This window comes from Nostoc piscinale CENA21, assembly GCF_001298445.1.
Classification (GTDB): Bacteria; Cyanobacteriota; Cyanobacteriia; order Cyanobacteriales; family Nostocaceae; genus Nostoc_B; species Nostoc_B piscinale_A.
In genome coordinates this window covers 7,047,866-7,072,600 of sequence record NZ_CP012036.1, presented here as the reverse complement: position 1 = coordinate 7,072,600, position 24,735 = coordinate 7,047,866, and the positions used below count along the sequence as shown (strand labels likewise).

Annotated in this window: 18 protein-coding genes, 2 tRNA genes and 4 pseudogenes; 14 read left to right on the top strand and 10 right to left on the bottom strand. The window is 41.1% G+C overall.

The features are described from left to right. On the top strand, positions 1–2,267 hold a 2,267-nt coding region (locus tag ACX27_RS34570), incomplete at its 5' end, for a DUF4114 domain-containing protein (protein ID WP_470381956.1). Between the two features lie 63 nt (positions 2,268–2,330). Here the strand turns inward: ACX27_RS34570 and ACX27_RS30420 are convergent. Both ACX27_RS30420 and ACX27_RS30415 read right to left on the bottom strand, forming a co-directional pair. Then, positions 2,331–3,050 (bottom strand): annotated as a pseudogene (locus ACX27_RS30420) (RtcB family protein); the annotation flags it as partial. 313 nt (positions 3,051–3,363) lie between these two features. After that, positions 3,364–3,825 (bottom strand): annotated as a pseudogene (locus tag ACX27_RS30415) (RtcB family protein); the annotation flags it as partial. 219 nt (positions 3,826–4,044) lie between these two features. Between ACX27_RS30415 and ACX27_RS30410 the strand changes: the two are divergent. The 3 genes and pseudogenes from ACX27_RS30410 (at position 4,045) to ACX27_RS30400 (ending at position 5,772) form a co-directional block, all read left to right on the top strand. Beyond that, a pseudogene (locus ACX27_RS30410) lies at positions 4,045–4,960 on the top strand (class I SAM-dependent methyltransferase). After that, positions 4,957–5,685 carry an HAD family hydrolase gene (locus ACX27_RS30405; RefSeq protein ID WP_062298011.1) on the top strand — a complete coding sequence of 243 codons (729 nt, stop codon included), beginning with the start codon at positions 4,957–4,959 and terminating at the stop codon, positions 5,683–5,685. The pseudogene ACX27_RS30410 and the gene ACX27_RS30405 overlap by 4 nt, the downstream one beginning before the upstream one ends. 14 nt (positions 5,686–5,699) lie before the next feature. Further along, positions 5,700–5,772, top strand: a tRNA-Ala gene (locus tag ACX27_RS30400). On the opposite strand, the gene ACX27_RS31415 is transcribed toward ACX27_RS30400, so the two are convergent. The 5 genes from ACX27_RS31415 to psbX form a co-directional block, all read right to left on the bottom strand. Further along, positions 5,746–7,218 (bottom strand): ATP-binding protein, encoded by a 1,473-nt coding sequence (locus ACX27_RS31415; RefSeq protein WP_235526430.1) that lies wholly within the window; start codon positions 7,216–7,218, stop codon positions 5,746–5,748. The genes ACX27_RS30400 and ACX27_RS31415 overlap by 27 nt on opposite strands. Before the next feature lie 153 nt (positions 7,219–7,371). After that, the gene (locus ACX27_RS30390) at positions 7,372–7,899 is read right to left on the bottom strand and encodes a TolB family protein (RefSeq protein WP_062298008.1); all 528 of its coding nucleotides are present in this window, start codon (positions 7,897–7,899) and stop codon (positions 7,372–7,374) included. Positions 7,900–7,985: 86 nt separating this feature from the next. After that, on the bottom strand, positions 7,986–8,549 hold the full coding sequence (locus ACX27_RS30385) for a TolB family protein (protein ID WP_062298006.1): 564 nt from the start codon (positions 8,547–8,549) through the stop codon (positions 7,986–7,988). A gap of 52 nt (positions 8,550–8,601) precedes the next feature. After that, the gene (locus tag ACX27_RS30380) at positions 8,602–9,519 is read right to left on the bottom strand and encodes a Ycf66 family protein (protein ID WP_062298004.1); all 918 of its coding nucleotides are present in this window, start codon (positions 9,517–9,519) and stop codon (positions 8,602–8,604) included. A 255-nt stretch (positions 9,520–9,774) separates the two neighbouring features. Continuing rightward, complete coding sequence (psbX, locus tag ACX27_RS30375) at positions 9,775–9,894, bottom strand: photosystem II reaction center X protein (RefSeq protein WP_062298003.1); 120 nt, start codon at positions 9,892–9,894, stop codon at positions 9,775–9,777. A 490-nt stretch (positions 9,895–10,384) separates the two neighbouring features. Here psbX and ACX27_RS30370 point away from each other — a divergent pair, with 490 nt between their 5' ends. Then, positions 10,385–10,678 (top strand): YggT family protein, encoded by a 294-nt coding sequence (locus tag ACX27_RS30370; RefSeq protein WP_062298001.1) that lies wholly within the window; start codon positions 10,385–10,387, stop codon positions 10,676–10,678. Between the two features lie 392 nt (positions 10,679–11,070). Further along, the gene (locus ACX27_RS32110; protein WP_144427563.1) at positions 11,071–11,262 is read left to right on the top strand and encodes a hypothetical protein; all 192 of its coding nucleotides are present in this window, start codon (positions 11,071–11,073) and stop codon (positions 11,260–11,262) included. Here ACX27_RS32110 and ACX27_RS30365 read toward each other — a convergent pair. Both ACX27_RS30365 and accC read right to left on the bottom strand, forming a co-directional pair. Next, entirely contained in the window at positions 11,259–12,260 is a 1,002-nt protein-coding gene (locus tag ACX27_RS30365) for a hypothetical protein (protein ID WP_144427562.1), read from the bottom strand. The genes ACX27_RS32110 and ACX27_RS30365 overlap by 4 nt on opposite strands. Before the next feature lie 464 nt (positions 12,261–12,724). Beyond that, the gene (gene accC, locus ACX27_RS30360; RefSeq protein ID WP_062297998.1) at positions 12,725–14,068 is read right to left on the bottom strand and encodes an acetyl-CoA carboxylase biotin carboxylase subunit; all 1,344 of its coding nucleotides are present in this window, start codon (positions 14,066–14,068) and stop codon (positions 12,725–12,727) included. A gap of 432 nt (positions 14,069–14,500) precedes the next feature. On the opposite strand from accC, the gene ACX27_RS30355 reads away from it, so the two are divergent. The 5 genes from ACX27_RS30355 (at position 14,501) to tilS (ending at position 20,225) form a co-directional block, all read left to right on the top strand. After that, positions 14,501–14,581, top strand: a tRNA-Leu gene (locus ACX27_RS30355). A gap of 126 nt (positions 14,582–14,707) precedes the next feature. Further along, positions 14,708–15,337, top strand: a complete 630-nt coding sequence (locus ACX27_RS30350) for a chorismate lyase (protein ID WP_062297996.1) — start codon at positions 14,708–14,710, stop codon at positions 15,335–15,337. 757 nt (positions 15,338–16,094) lie between these two features. Further along, a complete protein-coding gene (locus ACX27_RS30345) occupies positions 16,095–17,843 on the top strand; it encodes a DUF3352 domain-containing protein (RefSeq protein WP_062297994.1) in 1,749 nt (582 codons plus the stop codon). A 214-nt stretch (positions 17,844–18,057) separates the two neighbouring features. Then, a complete protein-coding gene (gene ccsB / locus ACX27_RS30340; RefSeq protein WP_062297992.1) occupies positions 18,058–19,113 on the top strand; it encodes a c-type cytochrome biogenesis protein CcsB in 1,056 nt (351 codons plus the stop codon). Between the two features lie 140 nt (positions 19,114–19,253). After that, complete coding sequence (gene tilS / locus ACX27_RS30335; protein WP_062297991.1) at positions 19,254–20,225, top strand: tRNA lysidine(34) synthetase TilS; 972 nt, start codon at positions 19,254–19,256, stop codon at positions 20,223–20,225. A 40-nt stretch (positions 20,226–20,265) separates the two neighbouring features. Here the strand turns inward: tilS and hmpF are convergent. Beyond that, positions 20,266–22,024 (bottom strand): annotated as a pseudogene (gene hmpF, locus ACX27_RS30330) (pilus motility taxis protein HmpF). Positions 22,025–22,428: 404 nt separating this feature from the next. On the opposite strand from hmpF, the gene ACX27_RS30325 reads away from it, so the two are divergent. The 3 genes from ACX27_RS30325 to ACX27_RS30315 all read left to right on the top strand — a co-directional run bounded on the left by ACX27_RS30325 (position 22,429) and on the right by ACX27_RS30315 (position 24,730). Further along, a complete protein-coding gene (locus ACX27_RS30325) occupies positions 22,429–23,637 on the top strand; it encodes a response regulator (RefSeq protein WP_062297989.1) in 1,209 nt (402 codons plus the stop codon). 183 nt (positions 23,638–23,820) lie between these two features. Then, the gene (locus ACX27_RS30320; RefSeq protein ID WP_062297988.1) at positions 23,821–24,186 is read left to right on the top strand and encodes a response regulator transcription factor; all 366 of its coding nucleotides are present in this window, start codon (positions 23,821–23,823) and stop codon (positions 24,184–24,186) included. 13 nt (positions 24,187–24,199) lie between these two features. Next, positions 24,200–24,730 carry a chemotaxis protein CheW gene (locus ACX27_RS30315; protein ID WP_062297986.1) on the top strand — a complete coding sequence of 177 codons (531 nt, stop codon included), beginning with the start codon at positions 24,200–24,202 and terminating at the stop codon, positions 24,728–24,730. Positions 24,731–24,735: the final 5 nt, after the last annotated feature.

The following is a 24,735-nucleotide window of genomic DNA, read 5'->3' as shown; positions in this document are numbered from 1 at the left end:
GCAACAACGTCTCAGTGCTGCTAAATGCTGCGCCCAGTGCCACTTTAGCAATTGCTGAACCTGTTGCCCCAGTCATCACTCCCACCAATCAAAATCCTCTTACCTACACCGAAAACGCCAACGCTACAGTCATCGACTCTAGCATCACTGTTACCGATGCTGACTCCACCAACCTGACTGGTGCCACAGTCAGCATTACCACTGGTTTTGCTGGGGAAGAAGACATCCTTGGCTTCACTAACCAAAACGACGGCATCACTGGCGAATATATCGACGGTGTTTTAACCTTAACTGGTACTGCCACTGTCGCCCAATACCAAGCAGCACTGCAACGGATTACATATCGCAACAGCAGCGATAACCCCAGCATTAGCCCCCGCACCATTAGTTTTGTCGTCAATGATGGCTATTTAGATAGTAATGTTGCCACCCGTAATATTAATGTGAGTGCAGTCGATGATGCTCCTGTCATCACTACCACTAACACCACTCTCTACTACACAGAAAACGCCACTACAGCCATTGACCCTAACCTGACAGTTATCGATGCCGACTCCACCAACTTGACTGGTGCCACCGTCAGCATTACCAGTGGTTTTGTCAGCACAGAAGACATTCTTAGCTTTACTAATCAAAACGGCATCACTGGCAGCTATAGCAATGGTGTTTTAACCTTAACTGGTACTGCCACCGTTGACCAATATCAAACCGCACTGCAAAGTATTACATATCGCAACCGCAGCGATAACCCTAGTACTGCCAGCCGCACTATCAGTTTTGCTGTCAAAAATAACTTGCCCAGTAATACTGCCACTCGTAATATTAATGTGATTGCAGTCAATGATGCTCCCGTTCTGGTTGCTACTAAAAATGCTGTTAAATATATTAATAACAACAGCATAAATATTGACTCTAACATTACTGTTACCGATGTTGATTCCCCTAACTTAACTATTGCCGTAATTCGCATTAATGATGGTTTTAACAGCCTAGAAGACATCCTTGAGTTCACTGAGCAAAACGGCATAAAGGGCGACTACGATAATGGTTTTTTAACCTTAAGTGGTACTGCCACAGTTGCTCAATATCAAGCAGCACTACGAAGTATTAAATATCGCAACAGCAGCAATAACCCTAGCGTTGGCATCCGCACTATCAGTTTTCTTGTTTATGATGGCTCCGCCGAGAGTGTTGCTGTTACTCGTAATGTGAATGTGGGGATAAATGAAACAACGGGACTGACTAACCCCAAAGATGATGTCTTTTTCTTGTCAGGCGAAAATCAAAAAATTAGACTAAAAGTCCAGTTGACTGGACGTAGTGCCAATGTTGTCAATGAACTGGGTTTATTTACTGTTGATGATGCTCAAGGTACGATTGATGGTATTGCTCCTGGTGCAAATGGTTATGCCGAAGCAGCATTAACCAGGTCAAGGGTGATTTTATCGGCGCTAAATAATAACCCTAAAGGCTTTGACTATAACAATCTCAGCAGCATATTAGAACTAGATAGTAGTCAGAATTTCCGCTTTTTATTAGTGACAGATGGTACCCTTGATTCTGTACGCAACAATCCCGGCTTAATTAACAAGTTACTGTTTTCTAGTGTCACCACACAAAAAATTACTGACTTGGGTGAGAATGCTTTTTCTGTAGGTTGGAAAGACCCTTTTAATAACAATGCTACAGAGTTTAATCATTTAGTAGTGAAAATTCAGCAAACAGATCAAGATTTACCTTTGGGTACAAATCTGCAAAATAATTTCCAAGGGGAATTGATTGATTTACGAGATGTTAAAACTGCCGTTAAAGCCGAATTTTCTGTTTACAGAGAAGCAGCCTATGACAACTATGTCGGCTTTTATCAGGTAGTTGATGAAAATGGGGGAATTGATACCAATGGTGACGGCAAGGTTGATTTACTTACAGGACAAGCAGGTTATATTGAAGCGGCGGTGCGTAATCGAGTTGCGGGGATTGATTTGGCTGTGAGTAATCAAGGTAGCGCCTCTTTTACTGGTACTTTCCAACCAGGGGGAATATTTGTTCCGTTTATTATTGTGAATGGTCGTCCCGATGCACTGTTAGATAGTAATCCAAATAATAATCCGGCAATTTATTTCCCGTTTTTGGGTGCTAATGCTGACAAAATTGATCACATTCGCTTATTAGCAAGTAATACTTTTGGTTTTGAAGATTTATCTGGTGGTGGCGATCGCGACTTTAATGATTTAATTGTCAAAATCAATCTTTCAACCGTGGTGTAGATTTTCTATTCATTATCAAGAAAGTGGAGGATTCATACCCGCCACTTTCTTGTTCTGGCTACTTTAACCCTTGACACACACAACTTGCTTGAGTGTCGCCACAACTTCGACTAAATCAGATTGATTTTCCATTACTTGCTCAATTGGTTTATAAGCGCCTGGAATTTCATCTAAAACATCATTATCTTTGCGGCATTCTACACCTTTAGTCTGTTCAATTAAGTCATCAAGGGTGTAAACATTTTTGGCTTTATTTCTGGATAATAATCTGCCAGCACCATGACTACAAGAACAGAAACTATGAGCATTACCTTTGCCTTTGACAATGAAAGATTTCGCCCCCATTGAACCAGGAATAATCCCATAATCTTCTGTTTGGGCGCGGACTGCTCCTTTACGAGTGACATACACATCTTCGCCAAAATGAACTTCTTTTTCAGCGTAATTGTGATGACAATTTACCTGCAATAAAGGCTTAGTTACTTTTCCACCCGCCAAATGTTTTTCAATAATGTGCTTAAAACGCATCATCATGACATCGCGGTTGAAACGTGCATAGTCTTGCACCCACTGCAAATCATTCCAGTAAGCCTGAAATTCTGGTGTATTAGCCACAAAATAAGCTAAATCTGGATCAGGTAAATTATTCCCTGCCATCTTGGCTAATTCTTTAGCAGTATTAATGTGACATTGAGCTAATTTATTCCCAATATTACGTGAACCAGAATGTAACATTAGCCAAACTTGGTTCTCTGTATCAAGGCACACTTCAATAAAATGATTCAATTTGTTACTGATTGCTGGCTTAATTTATTGAGTCTCCATAGCCTTATTTCTACACTATTTCGACTTCTATTAAGCACTTTCAATAAATGAAAGTAGCAATCGATCAAGTCATTTCTGCTTGATTCTATACCTTCTTGTTCGGTATAGTTCGGAGCACACCTTCATCCTAAATTATTAGCTATTTAGGATGCCCAAGTCCCTCTGCTCTCTACGGGGCGTTTTAACGCTTCCCTCGGTATTAGCAATCTCAGCCTTCACCGATTTGGACGAGTTTTGATTACTGTATTACTACAGTAAGGGGCAATCTTTTACCCCCGCCAAGAGAACCCATTTGTTTCATCGCTTTATTTTCTAAGTCCTGCACACCAGGGTGCAAATCTTGAAAATCATGCCAACGTTGCCAGTTAGTAACTGATTTTTCAATTTCTTTATTTTCGTTGAATCCTATGGGAATTGCAGCCTCAATATCGAGGCGAATTTTTTTAAGTTTGCCTTCTAATTTATTGCCATTAAATGGCATTTTGATGGCAGACATTCCACAACCAAGATCCACGCCCACAGCCGCAGGTATGATGGCATCTTTTGTAGCAATTACAGAACCAACTAAAGCACCTTTGCCTAAATGCACATCTGGCATTAAAGCAACATGTTTAAATACAAATGGTAGTGATGCCACATTTTGCGCCATCTTGGTTTCATCCTTTGCTAAAGGATGATTTGCCCAAGATAAAACGGGTGTTTGTGTGTTAATTTCTAAGTTTTCGTAAGGCATTTTGTTGTTTTAGATATATTGGATGGTGATAATTCTGCTGTAAATCAAGTTTTGCATTGAGTTTCGATAAATTGCCTGCATAATATTACTTGTAATATATTTGTAATACAAGAATTGGATGGCTGTCAATCCTGGTGCTTGGTTAGCAAAGCAGATTTTGGCAAGATACATTAAAATTTGTCAATAAAATGACTAGTGAATCAGGTCAAAATTGATATTATGGCAACGGCGCAAGATACCATCTGGGAACGTTTTTTTATCTCCAGTAGTACGTTTTCTGATTGATGAGGAGAAGTTACAAAGATACGCGCTGAGTATTGATTGGGAAACAGAGGGCGATCGCATTCGTTCTGCGGATGTGACAATTCCTGCGTACTACAAGCAAAATTTTCACGGTATCAAAGGCGGATATCTCAATTCTAGTGCGGCGGTAAGTTATGACCCAATTACGGAATACGCCCTACCACCGAATGAAACTTGGGTGCGTCAAGCTTTGATTGATGCGGTGAAAGTTCAACCAAGGCGCATACTTGATTTGGGTTGTGGTACGGGTTCCACCACTTTGATGTTAAAACAAGCTTTCCCTCAAGCGGAAGTGATTGGTTTGGACTTGTCGCCATATATGCTGGTCAGGGCAGAAGATAAAGCCAGAACTGCCAATTTAAATATTCTCTGGCGACATGGCAACGCCGCGCAAACTAATTTCCCTGATGCTTCATTTGATTTAGTTACCGTGTCTTTACTATTTCACGAAACACCAAGTGCAGTTACCCAAGCAATTTTGCAAGAAAGCTTTCGGTTATTAGTAGCTGGGGGACAGGTTTTAATTTTAGATGGCAATCAAAAAACCCTGCGTCAGTTAGATTGGCTGAATAATATCTTTGAGGAACCCTATATTCATGAGTATGCGGCTGATAGTGTAGATGCGCGTCTGGGTGCGGCGGGGTTTCAAGGGGTACGCACCGAAGATGTTTGGTGGATACATCAAGTAAGTAGCGGTATAAAACCAACTCTAATCACAGGTTCAGCAAAGCAAGCCACAGTCCGCCAGCACAGTCAGGGATCAATAGACAACACAATAGATAATAATGATTTGGAGGGTTTAGAATCTCCAGTATTTGGCATAACGGCATGAGTTTAAAGGCAGTTCTGTTTGATTTTAATGGTGTCATCATTAACGATGAACGCATTCACCTGCAATTAATCGATGAGATTCTCGTGAATGAGAATCTCCAACCCCAAAAACCCCAAGAGCGTCAGGCTTGTTTGGGCAGGAGCGATCGCGCTTGTTTTCAAGAACTGCTGGCAAATCGTGGTAGAGTAGTCACGGAAGAGTATCTCAACCAGCTACTTCACCGCAAAGCTGAAGCTTATGTACTGGAATTGGAGAAATTAGAGAAACTGCCCATATATTCAGGTGTAGAAGATTTAATTTATCAAGTGCGTTCCCAAAATCTTCATTTAGGTTTAGTTAGTGGCGCACTCCGCAAAGAAATTGAATTAGTACTCAACCGCGCCAAACTCGCAGACTACTTTACAGTTATTGTTGCAGGTGACGACATCACCACTAGTAAACCCAAACCAGATGGTTATTTGTTAGCCGTGGAACGCTTCAACCTACAATATCCCGAATTAAATTTGCAACCGCAAGAATGTATCGCCCTTGAAGACACCCCCGCAGGTATCCAAGCAGCAAAACTAGCCAACATGAAAGTTGTAGGTGTAGCCAATACCTATCCTTTCCACATGCTTCAGCGTTGCTGTAACTGGACTGTAGATTATTTGACTGATTTAGAACTTGAACGAGTGCAGAATGTCTTTTCTGGCAAAGAACCGCAGCCAAGGGTAAGTGAATGTTAGAATACTCTGGTAGCGGGGAATTAGCTCAGTTGGTAGAGTGCTGCGATCGCACCGCAGAGGTCAGGGGTTCGAGTCTCCTATTCTCCATCGCACAACAGAACGACGGAATAGTTCTACTATAATTAGCCAGCGTCCCTCAATTTCTGCCACTACATCATGACGCTTTAAAGTATCTAAAGCTGCCTGTAAGCTATCACTTTTCATCCCTGTAGACTCAGCTAACGCATCAAAACTTAACCCTTCTAGCTGAGGTGCAAGTACCTTTAATATTTCCTGCTGACCCTTTGCACCTTGCGCCGCTTGACCCCAAACCCCATCAAAATAGTAGCGTCCGCGCTGGAAAAACTCAGGGTCACTAATCACAGCTTCTACATCTTCAATTGTAAAAACAGGGTCGCGGGGTCTTCCTTGCTCAAATACTTGGTCATTGTAGCGCCGCACTAAATAAAATCCCACCAGTTGGACTAAATATGGTTGACCATGAGTTAAAGCATAAATTTCGTCTAAAGCTTCTGGGGTGTAGTCAAGGAGAAAATCTTCATCTGGGTTAGCTAAAATTTGGCGAGTAGCTGCACGTTCTTGAAAGTTGACATGAATAGGAATAATGCTGGCGAAAAAAGGTTGAAAGTAATCTGAGGTCATTTCTTCTAAAGTATGCAACCCAGCAAAAGCAAAAGCAATTTTAGAACTCATTTGCACCAACCCCCGCAAATAACCCATAAAGTCTGGAGGGATTTTTCCGGCTTCGATGAGTTCCTCAATTTTCTCAAATTCATCTAAGGCAATAATTAAGCCAGTTTCTAAACTGGTTTCTATCTGTTTTAAATAACGTTCAAAAGTTCTATAAGGAAGATTCAATAAATCAGCGTCATTTGGTGGCGGAAGTTTCACTGTTTGAGCAATTTCATCACTAATTGCTATTAACACCTCACCCACACCTTGGGGTACATTTCCCAACCGCAGCAGGTTGACGTAAGCTAATTGGATGCCTGAACCTAAACATTGAGACGCATTCAGCAAAATTGAAGTTTTACCCATACGCCTGTGACCATATAAAACCACTGACTGGAGTTGATTACCCATCACCCAGATTTCTTCTAGTTGTCTGATGATATCTTCTCTGCCAACAAAGAGATTACCTTGCACTGGGTCACCTATGACATAAGGATTATTTACAGGCTTAGTGATGGAAATTTCTCCAATTTCACCAGCAATTTGTAATAGGCTTTCTTGCCAAGTTTGGGTAATGTCTACAATTAAACCGCGTTCAGCTTGTGGTAAGTTATCGGCTGTCTTTAGAATACTTGTAAGTTCACCTAAAGCACGGTTAAGAGCGAAAGACCTCGCGGAACGAGATACACTTTTGTTAACAAACTGGATATCTTCTATTACACGACCTAAACTTTTAAGAGCTTTCCAAGTGCTAGGACGTAAAAGAGGCTCTTGGGGGAAAGTTGGTATTTGCAGAGTAGTAATAGTCGATATTTCTTTTGTATATTGAAATGCTGCTAAAGTTTGGGCAAGAAGGTACATTTCCTTGCCGTAAAGTAGAGAACTTACTAAAGCAAAAGCTTGTTGTGCTTTTGTTGGTTGTTCTTGATAAAGATTTCTTCACCATCCTCCCACACCTCCCACCCCTCATACCCTATATCTAAAACCTTATTCCCAACTCCCAACTCCCTATTTTTATCGAGGATCTTGGGGTATGTCCAATGGTCGCCCAAAACGGTCATAAACTAAAATATCCCACTGCCCGTTATTACTTGACTCAAAGGCAATGCGGCTACCATCAGCACTAATAGTCGGGTGACGAACTTCGGCTTGCAAATTATTAGTTAAATTGCGAGATTGACGGGTTTCGCGGTCATATAAAAAAATCGCCGATCGCCCCTGACGACTAGCAGCAAACACAATATAACGACCATCTTGGGAAACGCTAGGGTGAGAGGCGATCGTATCTAAAGCATTTAAACCAGGTAAATCAATTAAATTGCGCGTCAGGGTATCAAACATATAAACATCTTGGCTACCCCGGCGATCGCTAATAAAAACAATATATCTCCCAGAAGTTTGCGGACTTAATTCCGAAGCCAAACTATTAATACTTCGTCCCCCCGGATCAAACGGATAACTCACCAACCGGGGATAGCCAAAACAACCAGTTAGTAAACTACAGCAAGCAAATATAGGGATAAAAATAGTACGTTTGGTCATTAGTCAATAGTCATTAGTCCTTTGTCAATTTCCCCTCATCTCCCTGTCTCCCTTGTCTTCCTTGTCCCCCCTATCTCTATATCTCCTCAATTCGTCGGCCCATCCACCGCCGCCCCATTAGGAATATCTAATTCAACATTCGGGCCACGGTCTAAAACTTCAATATCCCATTGACCACGGCTGGCTGTTTCAAACACAACATAACGTCCATCAGGACTAACACCAGGATTTCGCACCCAGCCACGATAGGCAGGTGTGAGAATTTGCGACTGTTGTATGGCGCGATCATAAAGAGCTACTACTGGTCTACCTTGGTCGCTAGTTAAATAAACAATATAACGCCCTGTATAGCTCAAGCTAGGGCTTTCACTAATCGTCTCTGGTCGATTTAAACCTGGAATTCTCACAAATGTTTGCTGTTGCAAATCGTACATTAATAACTGGTGACTACCATTACGATTTGAAACAAATGCCAAGAACCGACCGTTACCACTTAACGTCGGTTGTTCTTCTGTGTAACGGCTATTTAACGAAGTCGGCCCCAGGGGAATCTCACTGGCACCACAAGATACAAGTAAGCTGATTAAGCCAAAAATCAGGCTCCAATGAATCGGTCTTTGGAGCCACAGAATAGGCGTAAATTTTTTCACCTCTACTGTTATTTTTTTACATCGCCTCTAGCTTACATCCATCCCAACAGTTTTAGACATCATCAAAATTAGTTGAATTATCTGATTCATCATCAGACTGGTCAATTGGCTTGTATGGAACGTAATCTGCTGGAATAACATCATCATCTGCACTTTCGCGGCGCGAAGTTGTCTCAGCAGGTGGACGACGTTTTCTTGGTCTAGCTGGAACATCATCTTCCCGACTTTCAGGACGCTGAGTACCGTTACTTCCACGACGCGCAGGTTTTCTCGGTTCGTCGCTGGGACTTTCCCAATCATCTACCTGTCTTGTGGAAGGAGAACCCCAACTTTCTTCATCGTCATATCTCTCAGTCGAACGGCTGGTAGAACGAGTAGAAGTCCGGCGACGATTCTTATCAGTTGTGTCTGTCCGTTCATTAGTAGGACGACGATTTGAGCGGCGGGGTGGCTGCTCCTCATTGTAGTCATCACGAGATGAGCGTTCATCTCTACTACCCCGAATTCTAGGACGTACCGGAGGTTCTTCTTCCTCATAAGGCAGTGGTTCGTACTCGTCTTCTACCTCAGCCTCATAGTCTCTGCGCGACCTCCTATTATATGAATAGTTATCGCTTACTTCCCGTTCTCTATCCACAATCGGAGTGTTTCGCTTGGCTTGCTGGGTAGCGATACTGCGTAGGCGAATACTTTCCACCGCAAAAAACACCGTTGTTCCAACCAACAGCAATTGACCAAATTGCAAAATCGGGTCTAACCGCCATCCTTGGAAAATCAGAATAAAGCCGCAGAGTAAACCCACAGCAGCAAAAAAGATATCTTGATCTCTTGAAAGTTCTGGGCGTACAGTCCGCATAAAATACAGTGCTGCCCCAGCCACAGCCAGGAAAATTCCTAGAATACTGGCTGAGTTCGTCCCTACATTGACCTGAGCCAGAACACTGGCTGAGTTCAGCCCAAAATTTAGCATTGTTCTTTATCCCAATATCACAATCTATGTTAGCGAGTCACAATTACAATCACTACTTTAATTAATCACAATATAATTAAGCTTCATGGCTTCTGGCTCAGAAGGTCTAAAGCTTTTTAATCATTGTCAGCCAAAAAATTGATATCTGTCAGCTAAGTATACCCTGTCCTCACAAGGAAGATTGCTAATGTGAATGCAATTAGGTAATTAGCTGACAGAATACTGGTCTTAGAGTCTAATTGACTCAGCAAAAGATTAAGAACGTTGGATTTTATCTTTTTGGCTAATGAAGATTAGCCCAACAGTAGTAGGGATAACAACGATCGCAGTACCCCAAGCCAGACTCCAAAGAAAATTTGCTAAAGATGGTGTCATTGTTCTCAACCTTTTTTTACACACTTCATCATAATTCTAATAGTGTAGTACTTCCTTGAGAAGCCTTTGGGTATAAGCTTTAAAACCAGATAATTGAGGCTGGGAGCTAGGGATGAATATTTATAGCTCAGTATTTCCTGTAACTAGACAGAAATTTTTTTTCACAAAAATCTCTAGAAATCTTAATATTTAGCCAAAGTGGTGCTTTTGTGTTGATTGTGACCAATATTAGCGGAATGGTAAAAGTCGCCAGCTATAGCAGGTGACAAGTGACAGGGTGAAAAGCTTTGTGATGTCTAAGTTTGATTATTTATCGATATCCTAACCAACTTGGCTACTGCTACATATCTTTGGAGTCAATTAAAATTCAAAATCTCAAATTGCTTGACTGGCATTTGACATAAAATATATCTATACGCTTTACAAACCTTCAAACTTTCTTCTTAAACTTCTAAGAATTTTCTTTGTTCAAAAATAGTAGCGCAAACAGATGACTGGTGTTAACTTGACCGTTTGGACTCTTGGCCCCCTGTTGGGACTGATGACATTTCTGTTTATTTTCCGCATTGTTCTGACTTGGTATCCCCAAGCCGACTTAAATAAGTTACCCTTCAATCTCATAGCTTGGCCGACTGAGCCATTTTTAGTACCTTTACGTAAGCTAGTACCACCAATAGGCGGGGTGGACATTACCCCAATTATTTGGGTAGGGATTTTCAGCTTGCTGCGGGAAATTCTCTTAGGTCAGCAAGGATTAATTACAATGATGTCTCATGTCAGCTAGGCGATAGGGGAGGATGCGATCGCTCAATTATGGATCATAAATTTGGGAAGGGCGATCGCTATCCAGCCAAGTGTAACTCATAGCGATCGCTCTCGGCTTGTACGTTGCTAAAGGTACAAAATTGTTCCCAATCCTTCCTTGCCTATCGTAGAGGAAGAAACCTTACTTGTCCTTTCCATTCGCCTTCAAGACTGCACTCCGCAATCAAAATAATTTCCTCTATCGCTAACCCTACTGGGACACGACAACTCACCTCAAATAACCCAGGCATTGACAATCTTATTTGTATGCGTTGATATGCAAAAATTGTCAAAGTCACAGACTTTATGAGGTTTTTACTTCATATAGTAGCAAACGCCCAATCAGTTTAGATCCTTTACAATTTATGAGGATTGCTTACTAAAAACTTTTTAACTTTATTTGGTGATCGCACTTCCGGCACCAACTTTATTATGTTTGGAGCGAACAGGCGATCGCAACGTAGCCCCAACGCTCTTAAAACTAGCATCGCAACTCTCTCAGCCGTTAACCCAAAACGGCTACTGTCAGCTTTATTCAACTATTTGTATTGGCAACGGATCTAACTTCCATAAGGTTTTCTAAAGTGTCTTGCTTCAGTCAGAAATACTTCTAGAGTTTGAGGGGTCAAGTCACTAGTGCCAAGAAATACTGAGGGAGAGTCTTGAACTCTTAGCAGTCGATTAAGGCTAGTAAAGCCACCAGTCGTTTTTATAATGAAGTCAGCACATACAACGGCATGAACTGATTTCATAAATTTCACCTTAGAATCTTCACCTAAAATAAGTTCAGCATTCACAGACTTTGCAAAATCTATAATCTCTTTCTGTTGTTGCTGGAAAAATAGATTTACTTGTTTTTTCTCAGATTGTGAGAGTTTAATTTTCCCCGACCTGAGTGCATAGTTTAACTCCTGATATGCCCTCTTATATCCATCGGAAATTACAATCATAGAGAAAGCACTTCTGCCATACTCAATAAAAAGTTGTTCAATAACTTCTTTAATCACATCTACAGAGACAGGCTTTCTAAACTTATTAGGCAGAGATGAGGATAAAGAGCTTAATATATAATTATTTTCTGAATATTTAACACTGTTATCTACAATCAATAACTCATCTCCATGCATCAACAGTGTCTTATCTGGTAATTCAACCCAAACTCGATCGCCTCTACGAATATGTACTAGTAGTCTAATTCTATCTTGCTTAAAAGGAATAGACACAGGTTGCCTACTCCTCGCCTGCCAATATCTTGTTGATGCAAACTCTCTGAAAGATTTGCCTAACTCACTTGAATGACAGTCTTCCAGACTTGTCAAGCCAAATAATTTTTGGAAATTAGCAGAAACTTTTTCATTATATATTCTATCAGTAACTAAAAAGTTAATAGTAATTGAGTTGAGTGATGATATTGAATCCTCAATTCTGCTCTTTAACTCACCAATATTTTGAAATAAAACACTATCTAATACTTTTGCTATATCAATTGTGATATTGGATATTGTATTGAAATCAGAATTATCTCCAGAATTGCTCATACCAAGGAAACTTGCCACAAACAAATCATTTTCTATGTTGAAATGTGAGGGCTTTCCTTCATTGAAGCCAGAGATTTTTCTGAGTATCCTATCAAAGGTAGAGTTAGGTAGACTTCGGCTGCAAGAAAACGGCTTATGAATATAGGAATAAGACAATGCGATACCCAGACAATAAGTTTTGTATAGCCTTGTAAGAATGTCAGAAATACCAATGTATTTATTTTTGATCTCAATTGAAAAAAAAATAGTCATATGAAAATTTACAGTACATATCCCAGAGCAAAATACGATTAAATTTGGCAGTTTGTTTTTCCTTGGTTTCGTATTCCGTAGTCCCTTTGATTAAAAAGTATTTTGTACTTAACGGGACTTACGATTAATTTCAACTAACCTGAGTACGTGAACAGGAAAGGGACAGGTAGTCAACTGAAAATAAGATATTTCTCAGCCTTTTACGCCTTCCCTTTACCTTTATACTTACTAATTCCCTAAAGCTTCATCTCTTGAATGAAGTTGGTGTAAACATTGCCTTGTAAAAACTGTGGGTTTTCCATAATTCTTTGATGGAATCCAATAGTTGTCGGCAACCCAGTGATAGCACACTCCCGCAGGGCGCGTTTCATCCTGGTAATAGCAGTTGCACGGTCTGGCCCCCAAACGATAAGCTTACCAATTAAAGAATCGTAGTAGGGGGGAATTTGGTAATCGGTGTAAACGTGGGAATCAATTCGCACGCCAGGGCCACCGGGGGGAAGATAACCACTGATACGTCCTGGGGCAGGACGGAAATCGTGGTCTGGGTCTTCGGCGTTGATGCGGCATTCTATGGCATGACCACGCAAAATTACTTGGTCTTGAGTTAGCCTGAGTCTTTCGCCTTGAGCCACTCGAATTTGTTCGACTACTAAGTCCACACCAGTAATCATCTCGGTGACAGGATGCTCTACTTGAATGCGGGTGTTCATTTCCATAAAGTAGAAACTACCCGACCGATCTAAGAGAAACTCAATCGTACCTGCTCCAGTAAAGTTAATAAACTGGGCAGCTTTAACAGCCGCTTGTCCCATTTTCTCGCGCAGGTCAGGGTCAAGGGCTGGGCTAGGGGCTTCTTCTAATAATTTTTGGTTGCGGCGTTGAATAGAACAATCCCGCTCACCTAAGTGAATCACATTGCCATAGTTATCTGCCAATATTTGGAATTCAATGTGGCGGGGACGTTCAATAAATTTTTCGATATAAACGCCAGAATTACCAAAGGCTGCACCAGCTTCACCTTGAGCAGCTAAAAACAGTTTGACAAATTCTTCTTCAGAACGGACTAAGCGCATCCCCCGCCCACCACCGCCAGCTGTGGCTTTAATCATCACGGGATAGCCAATTTCCTTAGCCAGTGCTAATCCTTCTTGCTCTGACTCGACTAAACCATCACTTCCCGGTACTGTTGGCACTCCAGCTTTTTGCATGGTTTCTTTGGCTGTAGATTTATCTCCCATCAACCGAATTGCTTCGGGAGTGGGGCCAATAAACGCAATATGATGATCTGCACAAATTTCGGCAAATTTGGCATTTTCTGACAAAAAACCATAACCAGGATGAATGGCAGTGGCATTCCGGGTCAAAGCGGCAGCAATGATGTTGGGAATATTTAAATAACTTTTACCGCTGGCAGGCTCACCAATACAAACGGCTTCATCAGCCAGCTGTACATGGAGCGCATTCCGATCAACGGTGGAGTGAACCGCAACAGTCGCTATTCCCATTTCCTCACAGGCGCGGAGAATACGAAGGGCGATTTCTCCCCGATTAGCAATTAGTATTTTGTCAAACTTCATTTTCGAGTTTCGATATTAGTACCAGTAGATTGACATTTTCTCTTATCTGATTTGCAACAAAGCTTTTACTTGGTTACAAATAACGATCAGAGTTTTCTTAGCAGCATCCTGAGCAGTATATATACGCCCTTCGCAGTTTCACAAAGGTCAGGACTGCCAGGCAGCCTCTACGGGTCTTAACTAGATTAACAGCTTCATATCTGCTTGTCTGTGCCAGTTTCCCGAACGAGACCGTGGTGAGGGCGGAACATCTTAAAGTAGCTATACCCCTTTTAATATCACTTGTGGCGCTATTACATTTCTGTTAGTCTGATATCCACCTTCGGGAAAGTTGTGAACATGTTCACTTAAATTTTGGTAAATTTTGCAAAATTAGATATTACCTTACTATAATCACTTTGTTGTGCTATATTAGTTCTTCAGTGAACTCTCGCGGATGTGGCGGAATTGGTATACGCGCACGCTTGAGGTGCGTGTGGCTTTGCCTTGCGAGTTCGAGTCTCGCCATCCGCATTATTTAGTCAATAGCTATAAGTCAATAGTCAATAGTTAAGCAATGCCTAGCTACTGATTATGAGCTTTGAACTATTGACTTTTTTTTGTGCTTTTATAGAAATAGATGAACTTTTGTAAATAAAATTGACTGCTATTTTTACTCTGACAAGCAACTCCGCGCTGCCAATAGCTTGGCACCGTCTGACTCCGGTTTGGCAAGGAGACGAAGATGTTATCCAAAAGAGTTTGCCGCACACACAGTTGGCTCCTGCTTGGCAACTGCTGTTATTGGGCGATGGTTCTCCGACTAGGCATTTAGAATTGCTGACGGGTGAGCCAACAGAAGTAGATGTGATTGATATGTCATTGATTGGTACAGATTTAGATGATGCGCCTGATTTAATTCAAGCCGTACCAGGGCCGAGACTTCGCCGCCAGGTGTGGTTACGTACTGCATCAGGGCAGAGATTAGCTTATGCGACATCGTGGTGGGAAGCCAGCCATGTAGATGAGTATTTACAAAATCGTTCATTGCCAATTTGGGCGAGTTTAGCCCGTCTTCGCACAGAGTTGTATCGAGATGTCCGCGGTATTTATTATGGAAACTCAGCGGCGTTAGAGTCGGGTTTTGATGTGCCTGGGCCATTTTGGGGTCGTCATTACTTGTTTTGGCATCATGGGCAACCGCTAACGTTGATTTATGAGGTTTTCTCACCGTATTTAACCAAGTATTTGGGGCCGATGCATCTGAGTGTGACGAATGGCAAAGTGTAGAATTTGACTGTGACGATCGCCACAGTCAAATTCAAGCCTAAGCAAGTAATAAAATTTACCAGAATTGGCAAAAGTTAAATTTATCTAAAAATAATAGCTAGATTGCTGATGCAATTACCGCTATCTAGCTATTATTAAGCGTCAAAACATCCATAAATCACCAAAATTTGTGTTTTGATAATTTTGGTACAAATAATCATCAGTAATCGTAATTTCAAAAATTAGCACATTCCAGCTATATTTTTGAGGATTAAATACAGAATAACTAAGATGTATAAGTAGTAAAAATTACAAATTACTGGCGACTTGCAGCTTTTTGAAGTTAGTTATATCCTCATAATGCTTGGAATAAAGTTGAGAACTTATGCAGAAAGGTCATCTGATAAGAGTAGTTGTAAGGGTTTAAGAACGTATGGGCGTAAGAGTTTTACTTAGCTCTAACCTTGTGTTAAACCATTGATTCTCCAAATCCATGTTGAAATACTCAAATAGCTAAATAGCTTCTCTAACTAAGATTGACCCAAAAAGAAAACTTTTATAGAAAAGTTGCCTGCGAAATAGGGCAAAGCATGTTAAAAAGATTAACTAACAACAAAATCACTACTTTTAAAGAAAAAATAGCTAAGGTTGATTACCGAAGTATCAGCAAAAGTTCAGAGTAGAGAAAATTGTTGACAAACTGACCAAAAGAAGGGAAAAGCTTAAGTTTACTTGACCAAGCAAGTAAAAAGTTCGCAAGTATGAGGTATTGGTTTCAATGGCGCTGCCTATTGTGTCTGTTCCCATGAAGAAAAAACAGAAACCGTCTCTGGCACTGACGCTCTCGGCTACTGGTTTATTAATTATTGGTGGCGGAGTAGCTTATAGATTGTTCAGCCAAGGGCATTTTTCTGGAAATTTATTAGTAGGTGCAAATATTATTCCAAATGATGCACTGTTTGCTGCTTCTGTGACTACAGATCCCAAACAATGGCAGAAATTGCAGGAATTCGGCACAAAAGAATCGCAAGCACAACTTAATCAAACTTTAATTCAGTTGCGCGATCGCTTTCTGACTAATAATGGTTTTAATTTTGAGCAAGATATTCAACCTTGGGTAGACAAAGAAGTTACCTTCGCAATTTTAGCTCCCGAAACAAATCAGCCGGCTCCGAAGCCTGTAGCCACCGATAGCGTTGCGGCTGACAGTCAGCAGTCAATGGTGATGGTTTTACCTGTCAAAAACTCAGAGTTAGCGCAAAAAATTTTGGCACAGCCCAAAGCATTAAAAACAGGGAAATGGATTGACCGCACCTATCAAGGAGTCCCCATCAAACAAAGCGAAGGGCAATTTGGGACAAACCTTTCCGCCACATTACTAGATAAACGCTTCCTGGTAATTACCGACAACCCGAAAGCCACAGAGCGGGCAATTGATGCCTACAAAAATCAAACATCCCTAGCAACAGTTGGCAGTTTCGCTGATAATTTTCCCAAAATTTCTGAATCTAATTCTTTTGCTCAATTTTACGTCAACGTCCCCAATGCTGCCAAAATTGCTACTAAAGCTCCAAATCGACGTTTACCAGCCCAAGTTTTGGCACAACTGCAAAATAACCAAGGTTTAGCGGGGGCGATTAGTTTAGAATCAGACGGAATACGCTTAAAGGGCGTTTCTTGGCTGAATCCTCAAAGTCAGCGTCTACTGTCGGTTGATAACTCAGCAGGTAATATGCAGCAGCGAATGCCAGCAGAAACTTTGATGATGTTATCTGGTAGTAATTTACAACGGCTGTGGGGTGACTATATTCTCACATCCCAAGGAAATCCGCTTTCACCCGTATCTCCAGAACAATTACGTAGTGGTGTGAAATCGCTGACGAATCTCGATTTGGAACGAGATTTACTCAGTTGGATGAAAGGTGAATTTGCTGTCTCGCTGGTTCCAAATGTACCAAAAAATGGCACACCAGGAGATTTTAGAGCCGGGTTGGTATTTATGATCAAAGCCAGCGATCGCAAATTAGCTGAAGCATCTCTCCAAAAGCTAGATGATGTAATTAAAACTCAATATCAATTCCAAATTCAACCAGGAACAGTTGCAGGTCAACCCGTTGTTAACTGGATTGGGCCTTTCGGCACTTTAACAGCCAGCCACGGTTGGTTAGATCAAGATACTGCTTTCATAGTCTTAGGCGCTCCTGTCACCGATAAAATCGTGCCTAAACCAAGCAGCACATTAGCCAGCAATCTTGCATATCAAAACACTGTGCCGACAGAACTGAATCCAACAAATAGTGCATTTTTTATAGATATAGAAAGGATGGTAAATAACTTTACCCTCAATACTCTATTTCCCAAACAAAGAACTTTTTTAGAAGCGACTCGTTCCATTGGGGCAACAACCTCGGTGAGTGACAGCCGTAGTACTCGCTATGATATTTTTGTCTCTCTGAAAAAATCGACCAATTCAGCCACTGTACCTAACGCAGAGGATCATCCCAACATTAGTAGTTCAAAACCTTAAACTTTCAGCATCCTCAGAGAACTTTGAGACTATATTACTCAAAACTCTGAGCAGACTGGGTTGGTACTCAGCACTTCGGAATATTGATTGTGTGAGCTGAATTAATAATTGTGACATTAATTTATTCTATCTACCCTGAGTCTCTAATTAAACTCAAGTTAGGATCAAAATAGTTAGAATCGCAAATTTAAGCAATAACGGTGGAGAATACTGTATGAATCTGGTTGTACTCCAGAACTGGCTAGATAATGCCTCATTTGCTGTGTTATTCCTCACCATGTTGGTTTACTGGGGAGGAGCGGCTTTTCCAAATTTACCAGCACTGGGCGCTTTAGGAACAGCTGGAATGGCGATCGCCAATTTGTGTATCGCCACCCTTTTAGGCGCAAGATGGATAGAAGCAGGTTATTTTCCCCTGAGTAACTTGTATGAATCACTGTTTTTTTTGACTTGGGGAATTACCGCAGTTCATTTAATTGCGGAAAATGGCACCCGTAGCCGCTTAGTAGGGGTTTTTACTACACCTGTGGCAATGGGTATCACTGCCTTTGCTGCTCTAACTTTACCCTCAACAATGCAAGCGGCAGAACCATTAGTACCTGCATTAAAGTCTAACTGGCTGATGATGCACGTTAGTGTGATGATGTTGAGCTACTCTGCATTAATGGTAGGTTCAGTATTAGCGATCGCTTTTTTAGTGGTGACACGCGGCCAAAAAATCGAATTACAAGGCAGTTCTGTGGGTACTGGTGGCTACCGCAGTAACGGCTATCGCCTACACAAAGCAGGTGAACTAGTTACTCAACCAGCAACATCTGTTAGCGAAAATAACGGTTCAGCCCGTCGGTTTGAAACCAATACTAACAACGGTAATACCGCCGTTTTAAACTTGGTCACAACTGCACCATCGGAAGCTACAGCAACCACCGCAGTTCTTTCACCCCAACGTCTCAGTCTTGCCGATACTCTAGACAATATTAGCTATCGCATCATCGGCTTAGGCTTTCCCCTACTGACAATTGGGATTATCGCTGGTGGAGTTTGGGCGAATGAAGCTTGGGGTTCTTACTGGAGTTGGGACCCGAAAGAAACTTGGGCATTAATTACTTGGTTAGTTTTTGCTGCTTACCTCCACGCTAGAATTACCCGCGGTTGGCAAGGTCGTCGCCCCGCAATTTTAGCGGCAAGTGGCTTTGTTGTCGTTTGGATTTGTTATCTGGGTGTGAATCTTTTAGGTAAAGGTTTACATTCTTACGGTTGGTTTTTTTAATAGTCTTAGCCCCTCTCCACTTCTGAAGAGGGGTGAAATTATATTTGATATTTTGTGAATAATTTCTATGTTTTAAAACCGCACATGAACTCAGATAAAATTATCAATTATCTGCCTTCATCTGCGGTTAATAATTCAAAATGGTATGGACTCCCTTACACGCCAAAATTCATCGCACTATTAAATCACGTCATTTATTTAAACATCAGGAACGGCTATTAGTTGCCGTTTCTGGTGGGCAAGATTCTCTGTGTTTAATTAAATTACTCTTAGATTTACAACCTAAATGGTCATGGTATATCAGTATTGCTCATTGCGATCATCGCTGGCGTGATGATTCACAAGCGAATGCGTATCATGTAGAAAATTTGGCTAAAAATTGGGGCGTAGATTTTTATTTAGAAACTGCCAAAGAACCTGTAAATAGTGAAGCGGCGGCGCGTGGTTGGCGGTATCAAATTTTAAATGCGATCGCTCAAAAATATAATTATCAATATATCGTCACTGGACACACCGCCAGCGATCGCGCCGAAACTCTGCTGTACAATTTAATGCGTGGTACTGGCGCTGATGGTTTACAAGCTTTAACTTGGCAACGTCCGTTATCGGAAAAAGTTACTTTAGTGCGTCCGTTGTTAGAAATTACTCGGCAACAAACAGGGCAATTTTGCCAAGATTTCCAATTACATATTTGGGAAGATTCTACCAATCAAAATGTAAAGTACGCCCGTAACCGTATCCGCCAAGAGTTAATTCCCTATTTACAAACCAACTTTAACCCCAAAGTAGAATCAGCTTTAGCCCAAACAGCAGAACTTTTGCAAGCAGATGTCGAGTATTTAGAACAAGCAGCCCAGCAGTTGAGGGAAGCAGCAACTATGGGGAGTGGGGATGTTTTGAAATTGAATCGTCAAATATTAAAACCAGCACCAATAACTTTACAACGGCGGGTGATGCGACAGATATTATTAGAAATCTTACCCGACGCACCTAATTTTGAGCATATTCAAAAATTAACGGCTTTAATTATTGCCCCGAACCGTTCCCAAACCGATCCCTTTCCTGGTGGTGCGATCGCTCAAATCCAAGGCGATTGGATTATCATCAAATAGACTTGATAAAGTCCAAAATATTTTTCATACGTCAGACTTCTCAAGACGCTATTAATTCCGGCTGAGAGGTCATATTTTGCAGAGTCTGACGCATTTCACTAATGGTTTGTAGTTGATAATCACTTACTTCTTGAACTTGCGCCAATGAATCATTAATTCCTTGCAGTTTTTGACGCAAACCATCCAAAGAATCTTGAATCGGTCGTAAGGCTTCTTGATATAAATTTACTCGCGCCCAGCATTCAGCCACTGTTGTTCGCAAAGATTGTAAATTGGCTTCGAGATTTTTGATTTCTTGTTGTTTTTGTGACAAATCATGATTTTGGTTATCAATCATACCTTGGTCAAGCTCAATAGCAGATCGCATCTGCTCAATTTCCTGTTCAACTTGTTGTAATACCTGAGATTGTTGTTGTCGCTGAATATCAACTTGTTTCAAAATTGGCGCAAAATCAATTGTGTTTTCTTCTTCGATGTTGGGGACAGGTTGTCCTTGGCGGCGGAGTAAGACATTTTGATGTTGCTTCAGCACTTTATCACGCTGCAATAAACTCCGGCGTTGACCTTCTAAAGTTTTATTCAGCATTTGATAATGGTCTTTTTCATCTGCCAGTTCCATTTCTAAATTGATATGATCCTGGTCAGAAGCTTGAGTGAGTTTATTTTCTAATTCAGTAATATCTGCTTGTTTATATTGCAGTTCTTGTTCCTGCTCATGGACAAAGTTAGAGTCAATTTCTAATTTTTTGACTAAATCTTGAACTATTTTTTGTAGCTCATCTAACGGCATTTTTTCTAATGCTTCTATATCAACCTTCTCGCCAGGAATATCACCAGAACTAGCAGCTAGAGAATTCACTTTTTGATATAAATCTTCTTGAGATTGCAACTGCTCTTTGACTAGTCGAGCATATTCTTGCTTACTGGTAATAGTGGCTAAATTAACTTTTAATTGAGCCGTTTGCTGTTCTAAAGAATTATGTGCTTGTTGCCATTCGTTTTGGCGATCGCTGACAGTCTGAGCCAAACGTTCAACTTCTTCTTGCTGTTGGGCGGCTAATGTTTTTTGTTGCTCTAACTTTTCCCAATGCGGATTTAAAGTTGCTTGCTGCTGTTCAACTAATTCTAACGCTAAATGCAGATGTTCTCTAACAGTTTCTGTTGGTGCAACTCGGCTAGATAAGCGATTCAATAAATCACTCATTACCCGACTTTGTTCTGCATCTAAAACATTACCTTGTTTGAACTCTGCTTGTCGTTCTTCTAAGCGGCTCTGTTCACCACGTAGATGCTCCCAAGCACCTTCTAATTCTTGGCGGTTTCGCTCAATTTCAGCTTGTAACTTTTCAATTTCCTCACGGGATGAATCAAATTCCTGTTTCTGTTCCTCCAGGCGTTGACAGTCATCTTCTAGTTGTTGCAGCTGTTCTAAGCGTGCTTCCATTTCCATTTCTCGGCGATTCATTTCCTGCGCCTGAAATGTTAGCGACTGCTTCCACTGATCAATCTCATCTTCCTTGAGTTTAAATTTTTCTAGCTGCCGCGAAAAAATTTTGCAATATGTTGACCAAGGGCCGTCCAGCTTCTTGAATCCTTTGCACTTGGCGATTCGGAGTCAGTTCTACTAGCACTAATGCACCATCGTTTAATTTACTGGCTTCTTCTGCGGTAATCACTTCTTCCGACACAGTACTCCAATTCTGGTCGGTTCGCTGACAAGCTAGCAGTTTTAGTTCGGTTTTAGAACCACCACTAAGTAAGCCGCCCTTCTGCTTTTGTACTTCTGCTAAATACAGCACACCGTTCGTCCTCTTGCGTACTTAATGTCCGTGTTTTTAGATATACCTAATATACTTATGTGAGTTTGTCTTAATTTCACCGTGGTGTAGGAAAAAATCTAGACAAAACTATTGATAGACATGAAATTTCACGTCATCAGATTTTATTGCTGCAATTGAGTCGCGCCTTTATATTTTGTACTGATGATAGTAATCATGACTTCCGTGTGATTACTAAGTTTATCAAGCAGTATTACGAAAATTTACGGTTTATAGCTAAATGTATCTCCTGATAGACATTAGTTGTTGGAGAAATAAGATGGCGAATGTTGGTGAGTAATAATTTACTTTACTTATGAGAAATCTAGAAAAAATTGCTGGGCAAACTTAAGTCAAGAATATAACAAGGAGTGGCGTGGCGCTAAATGCAGGGAAATTTAAATGAAATTGATATTCGCAGTATTTTGCAATTGATTGAGTTAGGCCAGCGAACTGGGCAGCTTTTAGTGGAAGCTGGCTTTCACAAGCAAGATCATCTCAATCTAGATGAGACAATCAGACATCGTCATAGCAAAAATCATAGAAAACAATCATGGTTTGTCTTTTTTATCAATGGTCAAATTATTTATTGTCAAGCGGGTGATAGTAATTTATCGCGGATTGACGATTATTTACGCCATTACCGAGTTGAGACAGGAATAGATCAAAAGCACAATACTTCACTAGCCACCCAAAATGTCCCAGAGTATGGATATTTATGGACGCTGTTAGAGCGAAATATCATCAGCCCCAAAATAGCGCATAGTATTATTCAGCGCCTTGTGCAAGAAACTCTTTTTGATTTGTTGAGTTTACACCAAGGTAGTTTTATTTTTCGCCAAGGGGCAGCCCTCGCACCACAACTCACAAGTTTAGAAATTGCGCCTTTAGTAGCCAGAATCACCAAACAAGTCCAGGAATGGAAGCGCCTATATCCGCAAATTCAATCACCGGAGCAATTACCCGTATTAGTTGATACGGTAGAATTACGCTCCTCTCTACCAGAAGCAACAGTGAATAAATTACAGCATTGGGCGGATGGCAAAACATCACTCCGACAACTGGCGCGTTACCTGAATCGAGATTTATTGACAATTGCCAAGGCGATATATCCCTATGTGGTACAAGGTTGGTTGCAACTAGTAGATGCGGCGACAAACCATTCCCAAACATTGATACCAGAGTTAGGAGAAGAAAACCATCGACCGCGGATAGTTTGCATTGATGATACAACTACGATTTGTGAGGCTGTGGAGTCAATTTTAAAGTTACATGGTTATGAAGCGATCGCCCTGACTCAACCCTTAGAAGCCCTGGGACTAGTATTTCAACTACGACCAGATTTAATTTTATGCGACATCGCTATGCCAGAACTTGATGGTTACGAGATTTGCAGTATGCTGCGTCATTCGACGGCATTTCGCTTAGTACCAATTATTATGCTCACTGGCAAAGATGGCTTTATTGATCGTGTCAGAGCCAGAATGGTGGGCGCTACAGATTATCTCACAAAACCATTTGATGATTCAGAATTACTTATGCTCGTTGAGAAATATGTTAATTACAAGTCTTTTATGGGAACACCAAAGAAATAGAAGACTTGTTGATTCTATAAAAGATGGGGTAAAAAATGTTATCACAGAATCAACTAACCCCATGCCAAATTATTATCTAGTCAATTAGTGAAATAATAGCATAAATTTATACAAGTAATTTTAACGGGGAGTCAGGGAATGTTCCAAAAAGGAACGTCTACATCAGGAGGTAGATAAACATTTATGAGTACAGTTCTGATTGTGGAAGACAGTCTCGCACAGAGGGAGATGATTATTGACCTCCTGAAAGCCACTGGTTTAACAGTTACTTATGCCAGTGACGGAGTAGAAGCGTTGGAGGCCATTCAAACCGCTCCGCCAGACTTGGTGGTATTGGATATTGTCATGCCACGGATGAACGGCTACGAAGTGTGTCGGCGGTTAAAATCTGACCCAAAAACTCAAAATGTCCCTGTAGTTATGTGTTCTTCTAAAGGCGAAGAATTTGACCGCTACTGGGGAATGAAACAGGGGGCAGATGCGTATATCGCCAAACCGTTTCAACCAACAGAGTTGGTAGGAACAGTCAAACAACTCCTGCGAGGATAAGGATGAAAATTATATGGTGAGCAAACCGGACTTTTTAGGTGGCACTGGTCAAGACCACTTCCGCCCAGAATTACAAGTAGAAAGTCCTGAAGGTGAGTTACATTTGCGTTTTTATATTCCCTCGCATCAGGAGTTTGCCCTACCAGCTACTGGTATTCGAGAAGTTTTAGAATTAAGCCCTGATAGAATTACGCCAATTCCTAATGCTTCTCCTTTACTTTTGGGTACTCTAAATTTACGAGGTCGAGTAATTTGGGTGGCAGATTTGGGTCAATTTCTGGGCGAAGGAACTGCGCTAAATACCGATAGAGCAGAAATTCCAGTAATTGCCATTGAGGAGCAGGAAACAATAGTCGGTTTAGCAGTCGAAGAAGTCGGCGGTATGGATTGGCTAGATGTACAAAATCTGATGCCACCAACAAATCTACCAGATACGATGGCTCCCTTTTTACGTGGCGAGTGGTCATTAGGTGCTAAAAGCAATCAGTGTCTAAGATTACTTGATCAAACGGCAATTGTGCGGAGTGCAAGGTGGGCAGGATGATATTG

Excerpts from the sequence above, each read along its gene's own strand:
- ACX27_RS30405 (WP_062298011.1), top strand. The coding sequence starts at position 4,957 with ATGAGTTTAAAGGCAGTTCTGTTTGATTTTAATGGTGTCATCATTAAC.
- ACX27_RS31415 (WP_235526430.1), bottom strand. The coding sequence starts at position 7,218 with ATGTACCTTCTTGCCCAAACTTTAGCAGCATTTCAATATACAAAAGAA.
- ACX27_RS30390 (WP_062298008.1), bottom strand. The coding sequence starts at position 7,899 with ATGACCAAACGTACTATTTTTATCCCTATATTTGCTTGCTGTAGTTTA.
- ACX27_RS30380 (WP_062298004.1), bottom strand. The coding sequence starts at position 9,519 with ATGCTAAATTTTGGGCTGAACTCAGCCAGTGTTCTGGCTCAGGTCAAT.
- psbX (WP_062298003.1), bottom strand. The coding sequence starts at position 9,894 with ATGACACCATCTTTAGCAAATTTTCTTTGGAGTCTGGCTTGGGGTACT.
- ACX27_RS30370 (WP_062298001.1), top strand. The coding sequence starts at position 10,385 with ATGACTGGTGTTAACTTGACCGTTTGGACTCTTGGCCCCCTGTTGGGA.
- accC (WP_062297998.1), bottom strand. The coding sequence starts at position 14,068 with ATGAAGTTTGACAAAATACTAATTGCTAATCGGGGAGAAATCGCCCTT.
- ACX27_RS30345 (WP_062297994.1), top strand. The coding sequence starts at position 16,095 with ATGGCGCTGCCTATTGTGTCTGTTCCCATGAAGAAAAAACAGAAACCG.
- ccsB (WP_062297992.1), top strand. The coding sequence starts at position 18,058 with ATGAATCTGGTTGTACTCCAGAACTGGCTAGATAATGCCTCATTTGCT.
- tilS (WP_062297991.1), top strand. The coding sequence starts at position 19,254 with ATGGTATGGACTCCCTTACACGCCAAAATTCATCGCACTATTAAATCA.
- ACX27_RS30325 (WP_062297989.1), top strand. The coding sequence starts at position 22,429 with ATGCAGGGAAATTTAAATGAAATTGATATTCGCAGTATTTTGCAATTG.
- ACX27_RS30320 (WP_062297988.1), top strand. The coding sequence starts at position 23,821 with ATGAGTACAGTTCTGATTGTGGAAGACAGTCTCGCACAGAGGGAGATG.
- ACX27_RS30315 (WP_062297986.1), top strand. The coding sequence starts at position 24,200 with ATGGTGAGCAAACCGGACTTTTTAGGTGGCACTGGTCAAGACCACTTC.